Origin of the sequence: Corynebacterium kalinowskii (genome assembly GCF_009734385.1) — a bacterium.
GTDB classification, from domain to species: domain Bacteria; phylum Actinomycetota; class Actinomycetes; order Mycobacteriales; family Mycobacteriaceae; genus Corynebacterium; species Corynebacterium kalinowskii.
Map to the genome: position 1 here is coordinate 1,352,285 of NZ_CP046452.1, position 12,952 is coordinate 1,365,236.

At 56.5% G+C, this 12,952-nt stretch carries 12 protein-coding genes; all 12 read right to left on the minus strand.

Translation table 11 applies throughout. From position 1 onward, the window contains the following. Nucleotides 1-47 precede the first annotated feature (47 nt). On the minus strand, nucleotides 48-497 hold the full coding sequence (locus CKALI_RS06340) for a hypothetical protein (RefSeq protein ID WP_407643741.1): 450 nt from the start codon (nucleotides 495-497) through the stop codon (nucleotides 48-50). Next, nucleotides 494-1,591: a glycosyltransferase family 4 protein gene (locus tag CKALI_RS06345; RefSeq protein WP_156192501.1), complete on the minus strand. Its 1,098-nt coding sequence runs from the start codon at nucleotides 1,589-1,591 to the stop codon at nucleotides 494-496. The genes CKALI_RS06340 and CKALI_RS06345 overlap by 4 nt, the downstream gene beginning before the upstream one ends. Nucleotides 1,592-1,616: 25 nt before the next feature. Next, nucleotides 1,617-2,501, minus strand: coding sequence for a phosphatidylinositol mannoside acyltransferase (locus CKALI_RS06350; protein ID WP_156192502.1), 885 nt, complete (start codon nucleotides 2,499-2,501; stop codon nucleotides 1,617-1,619). After that, entirely contained in the window at nucleotides 2,498-3,148 is a 651-nt protein-coding gene (gene pgsA / locus CKALI_RS06355) for a phosphatidylinositol phosphate synthase (RefSeq protein ID WP_156192503.1), read from the minus strand. The genes CKALI_RS06350 and pgsA overlap by 4 nt, the downstream gene beginning before the upstream one ends. A gap of 28 nt (nucleotides 3,149-3,176) precedes the next feature. Continuing rightward, nucleotides 3,177-3,767, minus strand: a complete 591-nt coding sequence (locus CKALI_RS06360; RefSeq protein ID WP_156192504.1) for an HIT family protein — start codon at nucleotides 3,765-3,767, stop codon at nucleotides 3,177-3,179. Then, the gene (gene thrS, locus CKALI_RS06365) at nucleotides 3,727-5,757 is read right to left on the minus strand and encodes a threonine--tRNA ligase (protein WP_156193684.1); all 2,031 of its coding nucleotides are present in this window, start codon (nucleotides 5,755-5,757) and stop codon (nucleotides 3,727-3,729) included. The genes CKALI_RS06360 and thrS overlap by 41 nt, the downstream gene beginning before the upstream one ends. Before the next feature lie 137 nt (nucleotides 5,758-5,894). After that, on the minus strand, nucleotides 5,895-7,106 hold the full coding sequence (locus tag CKALI_RS06370) for a Dyp-type peroxidase (RefSeq protein ID WP_156192505.1): 1,212 nt from the start codon (nucleotides 7,104-7,106) through the stop codon (nucleotides 5,895-5,897). A gap of 4 nt (nucleotides 7,107-7,110) precedes the next feature. Continuing rightward, a complete protein-coding gene (locus CKALI_RS06375; RefSeq protein ID WP_156192506.1) occupies nucleotides 7,111-7,713 on the minus strand; it encodes a copper chaperone PCu(A)C in 603 nt (200 codons plus the stop codon). Next, the gene (locus CKALI_RS06380; protein ID WP_197079645.1) at nucleotides 7,710-8,258 is read right to left on the minus strand and encodes a copper resistance CopC family protein; all 549 of its coding nucleotides are present in this window, start codon (nucleotides 8,256-8,258) and stop codon (nucleotides 7,710-7,712) included. The genes CKALI_RS06375 and CKALI_RS06380 overlap by 4 nt, the downstream gene beginning before the upstream one ends. A 542-nt stretch (nucleotides 8,259-8,800) precedes the next feature. Beyond that, on the minus strand, nucleotides 8,801-9,304 hold the full coding sequence (locus CKALI_RS06385) for a phage terminase small subunit (protein ID WP_156192508.1): 504 nt from the start codon (nucleotides 9,302-9,304) through the stop codon (nucleotides 8,801-8,803). Between the two features lie 594 nt (nucleotides 9,305-9,898). Then, nucleotides 9,899-12,538 (minus strand): bifunctional DNA primase/polymerase, encoded by a 2,640-nt coding sequence (locus CKALI_RS06390; RefSeq protein WP_197079646.1) that lies wholly within the window; start codon nucleotides 12,536-12,538, stop codon nucleotides 9,899-9,901. Between the two features lie 222 nt (nucleotides 12,539-12,760). Continuing rightward, nucleotides 12,761-12,943 (minus strand): helix-turn-helix transcriptional regulator, encoded by a 183-nt coding sequence (locus CKALI_RS06395; RefSeq protein WP_156192510.1) that lies wholly within the window; start codon nucleotides 12,941-12,943, stop codon nucleotides 12,761-12,763. Nucleotides 12,944-12,952: the final 9 nt, after the last annotated feature.

Genomic DNA, 12,952 nt, shown 5'->3' on the forward strand with positions numbered 1-12,952 from the left:
CTCCCCCTATGTTAAACGCTTGAGTGACTCGAGGGAACATCTCCCCCTCAAAGCCCGGAGGTCCGCAACTCGAAGTAGACCGGCAGCTTGGCGGTGCCGCCGAGCCGAAACGTGCGCACCAGGGGCCTGATGCGTAAGGATCTGGTGTCACTGACCGCCTCGTTGTAGAAGCGATGGGCGAGTTCAACTCGGGCGCTGGCGTCGACGATCGACGGGTGTGTCGAGGTACACGCTTCCATCATCTGCCGTTCGGCGGCGGCCCGGTCGTCGAAAAGCGCCGGCTCGAGGGGGATACCATGCGCGGCTTTGGCCTGACTGGCTGCCCCGGGGTCTAGCGCCTCGATGAGCGCGGCCCGGCGATCAAGCGCGGCTGCCAAGTTTTGCAGTGAGGCATCAACGCGGATATGCAGGCGGTTCAGGCGCTGCGCTGTGAAGTAGGCCCACGAGAGCGCAAGCGTAACGACGACCGCAACCACCGCAACCAGTGCCAGATTCATCGACGCTTCTCCTTGACATGCACGATGGTGCCATCGGCAACTGTTTCATAGACCCGCAGGATGTCGGCTCCTACTCGGGCCCAGTCATACACGGCGGCCCGCTGAAGCCCTCGCTCACGCAGCCTCGTGCGCAGCTCAGAATCGGTGAGCGCCAAGGTCAGGGCCCTAGCGAGATCGTGAGCATCCTCATTGCGAAATACCATGCCTGCGGGTTCGTCAGTGTGGGTTTGCAGGACGTGTCGGAACGCCTCAATGTCCGAAGCCACCACAACTGCGCCAGCCGCCATCGCCTCCACAAGCACGATGCCGAAGCTCTCTCCGCCGGTATTGGGGGCGACGTAAATGTCGGCAGCCTGCAAGTATGCCACTTTCTCCGCCTCAGAAACTCGACCGACGAAACTCACCCCCGAGATGTCCCTTGGTGTACCTCCGCCCATGACTGTCACATGACACGGCGCATTCACCTCCTGGAGGGCATCAAGCAAAATGTCGAGTCCTTTTCGGGGCTCATCGATCCTGCCGAGGAACACCACCTCCAAGGGATCATTACGGCGTGGCTTCGTGGTCGCGAACAGCTGGGTGTCTACCCCATTCGGAATCAGCACCGGATCGCCGCCAAGTTGCTCCACTTGCCAGCGCCGGGCCATTTCGGACACCGCGATGCCGCCCCGAATCTTTTCCAACATGGGACGCAGCCCCGCTGCGGCAACCCGAAGCACGAGCGACTCCGACGCGCTGGCGTGGTACGTCGCCACAATTGGCCCCTGCGCCAGCGCCATAGCTTGTAGTGAATAGCTTGGAGCATTGGGTTCGTGGATGTGGAGCACATCAAACTGGCCCTCAGCTATGAATTGCTTCAGCTGCCGGGACACCCGCGGTCCTAAAGCAAGACGGGCCACAGACCCGTTATAGGGCACCGCGACTGAAGGCCCGCCCTTAACGACATAGCCGGGAAGGTCAATGTCATTGCTGGCCGGACCTATAACCTGGACAAAATGCCCCTGACCGCGAAGGTACTCAGCAAGGTCCAGGATGTGCGCCTGCACGCCACCGGGTTGGTCAAAGGAATAGGGGCACACGATCCCAATCCGCATGCCGCCTCCCTTCCCCCACAACCAGTTACTTCCGGCTACGTCGATCTGCCAACCATACTGGTTGTAGCATATGCCAATCCTCCGGATGGGCAGCAATACTCGCCTCGAAATTGCGGGCAATCCGCTGGACCGTTGAGCCCAAATCATCAACGTCGAGTGGCGGCGAGATAGCAAAACCCCAACCGTTAGGTGTGAAGTGCGAGTCCACAGTATGCAGGGCTGCACCCGTGGTGAGCGCCAGCTGTGCTGGGCCAGCAGGAAAGGTCGTGTCCTCGCCGAAGAACTTCACCGGCACCCCTTTCCCCTTCAGGTCGCGTTCTCCCAACAGACAGACGATGCCACCGTCCAGCAGCACCTTTTGGAGGCGCTCGAAGGGAGGTTCCGCACCCGCGTGAGCCAGGACGCCAAAGCCCAGCTCCTCACGAAACTCGACGAAAGCCTCAAAGAGCACGTCTGGGCGTAGGCGTTCCGCGACCGTCGTAAAGCTACCTGCGTGGTGCACAAGCCAGACACCAGCCATGTCCCAATTCCCAGAATGCGGCAGTGTCAAGACCACGCCCTTGCCCTTGGACAGTGAGGCATCCAGGTGCTCGCGCCCGGTGACATGCGGATCGAGGCGCTCCCCCAAGTCATGACGGCTAAGCACCGGCAGGCGAAAAGCTTCCGCCCAATAGCGGGCATATGAGCGCATGGCTTGTTCGACCAACACATCTGAGGCAGGCTTGCCGACGGCCCTAGCCAGATTGAGCCGCAGATAACGCGTTGCGCCCTCTTTGCGGGCGACCCGTGCACCGGCGGTTTCAAACAGCCAGCGTGCCATGGGTGTCGGCAAGAGCCCTACGATTTTCCAAGCGGCGATATATCCGATCGCCGCAGGATCTTTGCTTCGTAGCGCATCGATGAGTTTCATGGGCGCGCAGGCTCCGCTCCCGGGGGCGGAGCGATGGGATCGTTGGCGCGCTCATTCCGGGCCGCCATCACCAAGCGTTGAATGACTGTCAACACGGAGCCGACTGCGAGAATCCAGATGGCAGTGTCAATTGCGAAAGGGACGCCGAGTCCGGTTAATCCAAGACCAAGGAGGCCAAGGATCAGCCGCTCAGCACGCTCGACGAGGCCACCGACCACGCTGATCCCGCTGGCCTCCGCGCGAGCCTTGACGTAGCTGATCACCTGAGACGAGACCAAAACCGAAAATGCCGCTCCGACGAGCCAAACATTGGCATCGTAGCGATAGATCAGCCACCATGTGATGACCGAAAAGAGCACACCGTCAGTGATGCGGTCGCAGGTTGCGTCGAGGGTGGCACCGAAGCTTGTGCCTCCGCCTCGGAGCCGAGCCATGGTGCCATCGACGAGATCGAAGGCCGTGAACAGTGCCGACAGCACCGCAGCCCAGAAGAGCTCCCCCAGCGGAACGAGGATCAGAATGATACCGCAGGCAATAACGGTACCGATGACGGTCACGATGTTGGGGGTCAGCCCGAGCCTGAGGCACGCTTTGGCCACTGGTTCGACTACCACGGCAGCCGGGCGCCGCCCACGCACACTCAACACGTTGTCGTCCTCAATCCTATTCCGCCTGCTAGGGGCGTGCTGTTCCTGGTAGATCGTCGCGCTGCGCCCACTCCGCTGCGAGAATCTTGCGGGTATCACGCAACAACTGTGGCAGCACCTTAGTTTCGCCCAGGACAGTCATGAAATTAGCATCTCCGGACCAACGTGGCACCACGTGAAGATGAAGGTGATCGCCGATTGATCCACCGGAAGCCCGACCTAGGTTGAATCCGACATTGAAGGCATCCGGATTCGAGACTGACTTGATGACCTTGACCACTGACTGGGCAAACAACATCAGCTCCGCTGATTCCTCAAGGGTAAGGTCTTCCAGGTTGGCCACCTTACGATATGGAACCACCATGCAATGGCCCGAGTTATACGGGAACAGATTAAGCAGGCAGTAAACCAACTCGCCACGTGCCACGATGAGGCCTTCCTCATCCGGCAGAGTGGGAATCTGAACGAAGGGGTCCGACTTCTTTTCGGTGCGAGGCTTGGTGGCGATGTAGTTCATTCGATACGGCGCCCACAGGCGCTGCAATCGATCTTCGCCACCAATACCGGTGTCGACGAAGTTATCGGCGGACACCGAGATTCTCCTCAGTTGGCTGATCATTGATGCGATCGCGGATCCACGTCTCGATCAGGGTAGCGGCCTCATCGACTGGCACACCATTGATCTGGGTACCGTCGAGGAACCGGAAGCTCACGGCGTTCTGCTCCACGTCGCGAGCGCCAGCGAGCAGCATGAACGGAACGCGCGCCTGGGTGTGGTTGCGGATCTTCTTCTGCATGCGGTCATCCGAGGTATCCACATTTGCACGGATACCCTTCTCACGCAGCTTGGTGCATACCTCTTCCAGGTGAGGCGCAAAGTCGCCTGCCACAGGAATCGCGACCACTTGGTGCGGAGCCAACCAAGCTGGGAAAGCGCCAGCGTAGTGCTCGAGCAGCACGCCGAAGAATCGTTCGATAGAACCGAACAACGCGCGGTGAATCATGATTGGGCGCTGCTTAGTGCCATCCGGAGCGGTGTATTCCAGGTTGAAGCGCTCTGGCAAGTTGAAGTCGAGCTGAACCGTAGACATCTGCCAGGTACGCCCAATAGCGTCGCGGGCCTGAACCGAAATCTTCGGGCCATAGAAGGCGGCGCCCGCTGGGTCTGGCACAAGCTCCAGGCCAGACTTGGTGGCAACGCGCTCTAGGATTTCGGTCGACTTCTCCCAGATCTCATCGGAGCCGACGAACTTATTGGGGTCCTTAGTGGAAAGCTCGAGGTAGAAGTCGTCCAGACCATAGTCCTTCAGCAACGAAATAATGAACTCCAGCACCGAGGTGAGTTCAGTTTCCAGCTGATCTTCGGTGCAGTAGATGTGGGCATCGTCTTGGGTAAAGCCACGCGCGCGGGTAAGACCGTGGATCACGCCGGACTTTTCGTAGCGGTAGACGGTACCGAACTCGAACAGTCGCAGTGGGAGTTCACGGTAGGAACGGCCTCGGGAGGCGAAGATCAGGTTGTGCATTGGGCAGTTCATTGGCTTGGCGTAGTAGTCCTGCGCCTGCTTGGTGCAGTTGCCGTGTTCATCGAACTCGCCATCCAGCTGCATCGGAGGGAACATGCCGTCCGCGTAAAAGTCCAGGTGACCAGACTTTTGGAACAAATCACCCTTCGTGATATGAGGCGTGTTGACAAAGGAGTAGCCCGAGGCGATGTGGCGGCGACGGGAGTGTTCTTCCATCTCCAGGCGAATAATGCCGCCATTAGGGTGGAACACTGGGAAACCGGAGCCGATTTCATCTGGGAAGCTGAACAGGTCAAGTTCCGAGCCAAGGCGACGGTGATCGCGCTTCTCGGCCTCAGCGAGCATCGTCTGATACTCATCGAGGGCTTCCTTAGATTCCCAGGCCGTGCCATAGATACGCTGAAGGCCAGCCTTGGACTGGTCACCACGCCAGTAGGCCGCGGAAGATCGGGTCAACGCAAACGCAGGAATGTACTTGGTGGTTGGAACGTGTGGTCCACGGCAGAGGTCGTACCACTCAACTTCACCGGAACGTGGGTTGACGTTGGAGTAGGCGGTCAGTTCGCCAGAGCCAACTTCCATGGCTTCGTCAGAGTCCGGGTCAACGTTGCCTTTGTCGTCGATAAGCTCCATCTTGAACGGCTCGTTGGCGTACTCGAGGCGAGCTTCTTCGACGGAAGCATAGGCCTTGCGCTCAAACTTCTGGCCGGACTTGATGATCTTCTTCATCGCTTTTTCGATGTTCTTCAGATCTTCCGGCGTGAATGGCTCCTTGACATCAAAGTCGTAATAAAAGCCACCCTCGATAGCCGGGCCAATGCCAAGCTTGGTACCTGGGAAGAGCTGTTGCACAGCCTGCGCCAGGACGTGGGCGCAGGAGTGGCGAATAACACCGCGACCATCTTCGGTGTTTGCTGAGACTGGAGTGAATTCGGAGTCCTCTGCTGGGACAAAAGACAGGTCCTTGATTGCGCCAGAAGTATCCTTTGCGGCAACGATCGCGTCTTCGCCTTTATTAGGTAACTCGAGGTCCCGCATTGCGGCACCCACAGCTACTCCTGCTGGTACCTGGAAAGAAGTCATGGTGGTCACGGTGTAGGCGCTCCTTATGCGCTCGTAGCTGACGGCATACCTGGCCGTCAGCCAAATGGAATTGTCCCAGCCGTTTCCCACGCTAATGGCGGGAAACGAAACTGTATGGACAAATCCTACTCGCTCCCCTACTTCTCCAGCAGGCCAGCACCCCAATACTGCCCCGCCGTGGTTCCAGGCGGGATGAAGAACACTGCGGAACCGATGTGTTCGATCCACTGATTCAGGCGATCGGACTCATCCAAGCGCTCCTGAATCGGTTCAAACTGCAGCTTCGGGTTTTGTTGGAAGCATACGAACACCAGGCCCGCATTCGCAGTTTGTTCCGAACCGGGCTCGACCGGGTGGTCGTAGTTGTACGAACGACGTCGCAAAGCTTGCTCCGGGTGTTCAACCGGTGCTACAGCGCGAGCCATATGGCTTTGCTTATCGATCACTGGCAGCCCGAAGTCGTCTGTCGCTGCAAAATCAGCAGCATCAAACTCTTCCTTGCCGGTGAGTGGTGCGCCGTTATCCAAGCGACGACCCATTACGATTTCCCGGGACTCGCGGTCCAAGATTTCCCACTCGTCCAGGTTCATCTTGATGCGGCGAACCACCATCACGGTGCCACCGTGTGCCCACTCCGGACCTTGATCGATCCATACCTGCCGGTTCAGCTGCATTTCGGTTCGTGGATTGACCGTTCCATCGATCTGCCCGAACAGATTTCGAGGGGTCTGTCCCTTCTCCGTGGCACCGTACGCATGCAAGAAGCCCTGTTGCATCCACCGTGTGGACACGTAATCGATACCGCCGCGCACCATTTGGCGCGTGGCATGGGACAGCGCAACCGGGTCATCGCAACAGATCTGCAAGACAAGATCGGCAGCTCCCCACCGATCATCGAGCTTGTCTCGCTTGTACGGCTTAATCGGAGTGACCCACTCCGGGACCTCCTCACCGATAATCTCGAAAAGTCGGGCACCGAAACCACACGTGATGGTCATATTCGATGGAGCGACGGTCAGTTCGGGTTCAAGATCACCAAGCGGGGTTTGACCCGAACACAGGCGACGGGCGTCGTCTGTCCAGACCTTCATCAAGCGGATGATTCCCGCGCGGTCGACGCCGGGACGCACAGTAAAGGCGACCATGTTGAGTAGCGCTTGTCCGGGCGTCGATACGCCCGCTTGGTGCTCCCCATCAAAGTCGTGAACCATGCTGGCGAGCTGGATTTCGGCGGGTTCTGCTGAAGTCCCTGCCTTGTTTGGGGCAGCACAAGACACGGCGACACCGCCGGCCACCGTGGTGGCTGAGGCGGTGAGGAACCCTCGGCGAGTAAGTCGTTTGTTGCTCATAGTGTTAGTGCATTGCTGGTGCAGAGGTCATGCCACTGTCGCCCATGACGCCGCCATTGGCACCATAGTTTTCCATGCCGGAGGCGATGGTACGAACCTCAGAGTCGACGGTGACGGAGTCGCCATTGGAGAAGTTCAGCGTGACCTTGACCTTGGATCCAGCCTCGATTGGGTCATTGATGTCCATGATCATGAGGTGGTCGCCACCTGGCTTGAGCAGGTACTCGCCACCGGCTGGAATGGTGATTCCGCCAGGCTTGAGCTGCATGACACCGTTGACAACCTCGTGGATCTCGTACTTACCCGCGTTGGTGTCGGTGGTGAAAGACTCGATCTTGATGTCTTCCTTGGTATTGTTCTTCAGATTGCCGAAGATGCCGGTCATGTCTTTGTCAGCAGGCTTTGCCTTCACAAAAGTATCAACAAATGCCACATCGCCCTGCTGGTCCGCTGCTGCCTTGGTCGCAGAGGTAGCTTGCTTCTCGACGCTCGTCGCTGTCTCAACCTTGGACTCCGAGTCCTTCTGGGAGTTAGCGCACGCCGTGAGGGAGGCTGCAGTCAATGCTGCAACTGCGATGGTGCTGATCTTCTTAAAAGATGCGTTCATGATTTCTTCTTCCTTTGTGAAAGTACAAGAACGATTCCCACAACGATGACGACAAAGGCCACTAGGCCGCCGATCACCCAGTAGAGAAAGGTCTCATTTGAATACGGAGCTTCAGACGAGCTAGCAACCATTTCTTCCGACGTTGACGACTTCTGGGCGGTATCCCCTGCCAACGTAAAAGTGGTCATACCGCGCGTTGCATGTCCATCAGATGAAGTGATCTGGAAACCGATTTTGTATTTGCCCGGCTCCAACTTCAGATCTGCTGGTATGTCGACGCGGATGATCTGATCTTGAAGAACAGGATCAGAAGAAAATAACACTTTGCCAGTGTCCTGGTTGCTGAGTGCGACCGTATTGAAGGTGTCCTTCGGTATACCCGAAAACTCCAGCTCCAATTGGGTTGGGGCCTGCTGCACAGTACTGCCATCAGCCGGAATCGACCGCATGACAACATCATGCGCCAGAGCAGGCGTTGCACCGCCGACCACGGTAGTAAGGAGGATCATGGTGCTGGCGACAAGCCTGGATGCGAATTGTTTCACATTCATCCTTTGCTCGCCCCCTCCTTACATACGTGAACTTCCCGCTTTGATTCACATCTAAGCGGTTGCGGTCTGGGTAGTAGTCGGAGGCGTTTGATGTTTAGTTCCCAAGATCGATTCCAGTCTACCCCCGGGGCCATGCGTAACTTAAAACCCCAGATTTAGTCATTACCCCTTGGAAAATGGCGAACAAAATAGCAAAACGAGGAAGCTCTTGAATGAACTTCCTCGTCTGTTGTGGTCCCAGCTGGAAACCACCCACTAGACCTGTTTAGCCAGGTCATGCCAGGCTTCACATTAACTACTTTTTCGCCGTGCCCTCATGCGTGCCCACGACTACATTTTTACCCCCGACATCCGCGCTGGTGAGATCCATTTTACCGGACAATCTGAAAACATGCGTTGACCTGCGGTTTTACAATTCGCCGGCGATGTTTGCCCAGCTCAGACCCTGTTTTTGGGCAAAACCGTGAAAAACGAGCCTGTCTAAGGCGTTAAAGATCGTCAGGCGACCTACTAGACCCCTCCGAGCTGTTAGGCGCTCAGCCGTGGATCTGGCTATACAGGGTGAGGATCTGGTCACTACTGCCAGGCACCCGCTCAGTGGTCACAGTTGAGGTTGGGGCGCTTCTCAATTCGCGAGTTCTACGCTCTGCCATCTCACCCTGTGAGATTTGCCATCTCAGGCCTTCGCGAGCTGTTGGGGTGAGACCGAACGATACGAGCGACTTCTCCCAGGCCTGCGAGCACTTCAATCTCTCCGAGATCTTGTTATTCGGGTTGATGGCTTCCGCGAGAAAACGTGCTGCGTTGTACAGGCCGTGAACGTCCGAGCTAACCCATTCCGAGGACATGGGAGACCGGAAAATATCGCGCCACCACGCCTTGACCGGCTCAGGCCACGTTCTCCCCACTCCGAGGAACTGGTCAGCGGGTGGCAATTCCGGGATCTCGTTGTGCTCGTTCTTCTTGGGGTCTAATTGTTTGCTTGGCTTCCGCTGGTCTGGTCTGAGACCTCCAACTTTTGCTTTTCTCCCGCGTGTCATGTCTGCTCCTTCAAAATTGACAATGTGATGTACGTCACATCATATCAATTAAGCAACTCTTAACGCGGTTAATGTTCGATTTACTATATAAAAGCCTATTTTTACCAATTTCTTCAATAGCCAAAAGTACAGCACCGGAGGGGCGCGTGTGCCGACAGGTGGGGCTATCCCCGGCCACCCCTTGACGAGACCGGGGGTGCGCTCCTGCGCTGGTGTCGCTGCCTGTAAATATCGTCACGGTGACGGCTTTTGAGGGTGTGTCCGAGCGTGTGTCCGTAATGTGTCCACCGACTTTTTCACTGTTTGCGCAGGTCAGACCCTATGTGTCTACTGTGTCTACCATTTTCGCGATGTGCGCTCGCTACAGTGTATGTACATATGCACCACCTCCCCCTTTATATATATATCTATATCTATTAAAAAAGGTAGACACAGTAGACACACACAGACATCCCCCGAGGTCAGAGCTAATTTTTGTGTGTCCACTTTGGCCGAAAAAAGGCCGACATAAGGCCGACACACACCAGGAACAATGGACACAAAAGAAAACCGCTCGTTGTGACCTCATAGGAGACCATCAAACGAGCGGAAGGGTTAGGCAGATTCGACCAGATACAACGCCGGTTCATCACGCCATGAGATATTGCGGTAGCCAACACTACGGTTAGTCCTGCGATCCGTCGCATTCTTTCCATTGCGAGGAACCTTGAGCTTATGTTCACATCCCAACTCTGTCAGGTGGTACTTGAGAGCTGAGAGCGTGGCCTTATCGAATGACTCTCCACGGCTCAGTAGACCAGATTCTCGTGCGCGAACCTCAATCTCCACGATGGATAGGGAATCTCTCGAGTCTTCCGAGAACACCAGGTTCTCCTTGACGAACTGCCATACCGGATCGGCTTCACTCCAAAAACGCTCCGTACCCTCCTTGAGCATCGGAGAATCATTCTCGCGGTTGAAGATGTCCACCTCACCAGTCTCACGACGTATCCAGCCACCAATGAGCTGTAGCAAAACCCAGTAACGCTGGTCATCATCCGTCATCCATTCGTAGCCATGATGTTTACGGCTAAAAGCGCGGATGTCGGACTCCCTGGCATCGCACCAGAATGCGAAAATACGTCTACGCATACCGGAATCACCGTTCCATGTTGGGGGTTCGTTCGTCTCACCTATCAACGTCGAGTTGAAGACTGCCTGTCTTTTGGTGCCGTTCTCCTTAGCTGAGATACCGCCACCGCCGAGAACCTGTTTCACCACGGCTTCCGCTGCATCGCTGTTCTTATCCACCTCTGACAGACGTACTGCGAACCTGCCAGCTTCGACAAATAGGGAGTGCTGGTGTGAGTTGCCCGATGTCCGAGAACTCAGGTGCCCACTGTTGAGCTTGCCGAAAAGATCATGGTCTACAAGCCCCAGTCTCGTTTCATTGAACGAGGATGTAATCATGTCGAGGAAACCGGACTTACCAGAGCCACCAGAGCCAAACAGCCACGGCATAACCGCATTGCGAGAGTCTTTGGTCAGCACCTCCGAGAAAATATCCCAGAGCTGCTGTTGATCGCGGTCATCGGGCGCGAACACCTTCATGAACTCCTCCCCGGCAACGAGGTTGTTCTTTGGTTGGGCGCGTCGCTTCTCGTATGCTGCCTTGCCTGCTGCCACGTCAAACTTGAGGTAACGAGTCTCAATCTCGTTGCCCCCAAGCGGGCGCGTGATGATGTCAACCTCCCCAGTTCGTCGGTAGTGCTCGAGACAGAGCCTAAGATCAATGCATTGCCTGCCAGGTAGCCCAATAATGTCCGGGGTCGAGTTGAACCGGCTCCGAGGAACTTCTCTTCCAGCGTCGATAAGGGCGCTCTCAAGCTGCATAAGCTGCGCACTGCGCTTAGCGCCGTCATCCGCTAGTTGGATGGCTCTCCGAACCTGTTCTCCGATATACGACTCTTTAGGGTTGTCAGAATCGACATCGAACCTGCTACGCAATTCCACCAGCAATGGGCGCACACGATTCTTAATCTGCGAGTTAAGGTGAGCCTTCGAGACCTCCTCGAGGGTGTGGATATTGAGGATCGAGCCTTCCGAGGAAATCAGATCCGGCGACATGAGAGCCGTGATCTCAGCCAGCGCGTCACCTACGGAGAGAGTGTCCAGCCAGACAACGGACTTACCCACCAGCTCCGAGAAGGCCTTCTCTGCCTGCTCTGCGCCTGCAATGGTCGAGAAGTCGAGACCTTCCAGGAGGGCTGTCTTCTCAAGATAAGTCTTCCGCCCCTTCTCGATCTCTGCGCGAACTTTATTCACTTCACCAGTGACGGCACGCTGAAATTCGCCTTCCGTTGCGTGGTGAGACTTAGGGCGATCAAAGAAGGCCTTCCGAATGGTGCCCAGAGCCTTCTTAAGGCCTGGCTCACCTTCAAACACGGCCAGGCGAATAGCCCAGCGTGTCACGGCGCAGAGCGCGTCATGGCTGTTGTTGTCCTGCCAGATCTCCGAGGAGAATTTCTTCGGTTCATCGCCGGTTAGCTCCGAGGTGAAAATGTCTCCGAGATCTCCGTCAATCTCTGGAGCGGAAGCCGTGAGCCACTGCATCGCCTTGCTGGTGCCGTAGGACTCCCCAGTTGGAAGCTCAGGGTCACCAGCAACACCAGCGACCAGATAGTCAAACAGGGCAGAAGGCAGAGCCTGCGCCTTATCTAGTGAGAAGGTGGTTTCCTCGTCGCTAGTGCCCCGGTAGCACTTGTATTCTTTGCCATCCACGACAGAGCCGGGCGCGATACCGTATCTGTGACCCTTTTGGATCACGTCAACATCTGCGCCACAGGAGCGCTGGAACTTATGGCCTGCTACCACGGTGAAGTAAAAGTGACCGGAAGGATTATCGGAGTCTCTGCGAGTTACCCGAATGGTCGAGTTGAGGATCTGGTCAGCGTCGAGACCTAGCTCCCCACACACCCGCTTGAAGCTCTCATAGCCTTGCTTGCCGTCATACTGGTCAACGTCGAGGATTATTACCTCTTGCTCAGTTCCGGGGATCTGCTGCACTCTCACGCCGGTATTGCAGCCAGCGGGTGCGTTATCCCAGAGCTTCTTAATCTCATCGAGCGTCAGGTTAGGGATGTTGCCCGTGCAGCCCTGAGCAGGCGGGAACTTTTGGCCTGCTGGTAGTGGAAACAGCGCGAGACCGTTCTTAAAATGGGTAGTGACTGCGGTCACATCGTATGGTAGACTCAAGGGGAACTCCTTCAAATGGTAGTGGTTGATAACCTCCGTTTTGGTGTGAAGCTCCCGGCGTTGTGAACCGGGAGCTTTGCTCTTGGTGGACATCGTTTAGGCCACCTGCTGTTGTTCTTCGTTGAGATCATCGTCAAGGTCGTACAGATACCTAGTCAACGGCTCTTCTTGTTGCTCGTATAGGTAGGCGACCATGCCGGTCTTATTGAACACTTTGACCAACTACGCCACCCGCTCAGGGTTTTGTGCCTTGATCCAGGCTTCTACTTCATCGACCGGATACCGGACGGCCCCTTCGATCTTGACGAACGGCGGGCCAATTTTTCGCGAGCGCCAGTTAGCCAGCGTGGTGGCCTTGATTCCTGTCGCTTCTTCCAGCACGTTTGCTGAAATATATTGCTTCATCCTTAATAC

Bases quoted from the DNA above. Each gene is read 5' to 3' on its own strand.
- CKALI_RS06385 (WP_156192508.1), bottom strand. From the start codon at position 9,304: ATGACACGCGGGAGAAAAGCAAAAGTTGGAGGTCTCAGACCAGACCAG.
- CKALI_RS06395 (WP_156192510.1), bottom strand. From the start codon at position 12,943: ATGAAGCAATATATTTCAGCAAACGTGCTGGAAGAAGCGACAGGAATC.
- CKALI_RS06345 (WP_156192501.1), bottom strand. From the start codon at position 1,591: ATGCGGATTGGGATCGTGTGCCCCTATTCCTTTGACCAACCCGGTGGC.
- CKALI_RS06370 (WP_156192505.1), bottom strand. From the start codon at position 7,106: ATGAGCAACAAACGACTTACTCGCCGAGGGTTCCTCACCGCCTCAGCC.
- CKALI_RS06375 (WP_156192506.1), bottom strand. From the start codon at position 7,713: ATGAACGCATCTTTTAAGAAGATCAGCACCATCGCAGTTGCAGCATTG.
- CKALI_RS06340 (WP_407643741.1), bottom strand. From the start codon at position 497: ATGAATCTGGCACTGGTTGCGGTGGTTGCGGTCGTCGTTACGCTTGCG.
- CKALI_RS06350 (WP_156192502.1), bottom strand. From the start codon at position 2,501: ATGAAACTCATCGATGCGCTACGAAGCAAAGATCCTGCGGCGATCGGA.
- thrS (WP_156193684.1), bottom strand. From the start codon at position 5,757: ATGACTTCTTTCCAGGTACCAGCAGGAGTAGCTGTGGGTGCCGCAATG.
- CKALI_RS06360 (WP_156192504.1), bottom strand. From the start codon at position 3,767: ATGATCAGCCAACTGAGGAGAATCTCGGTGTCCGCCGATAACTTCGTC.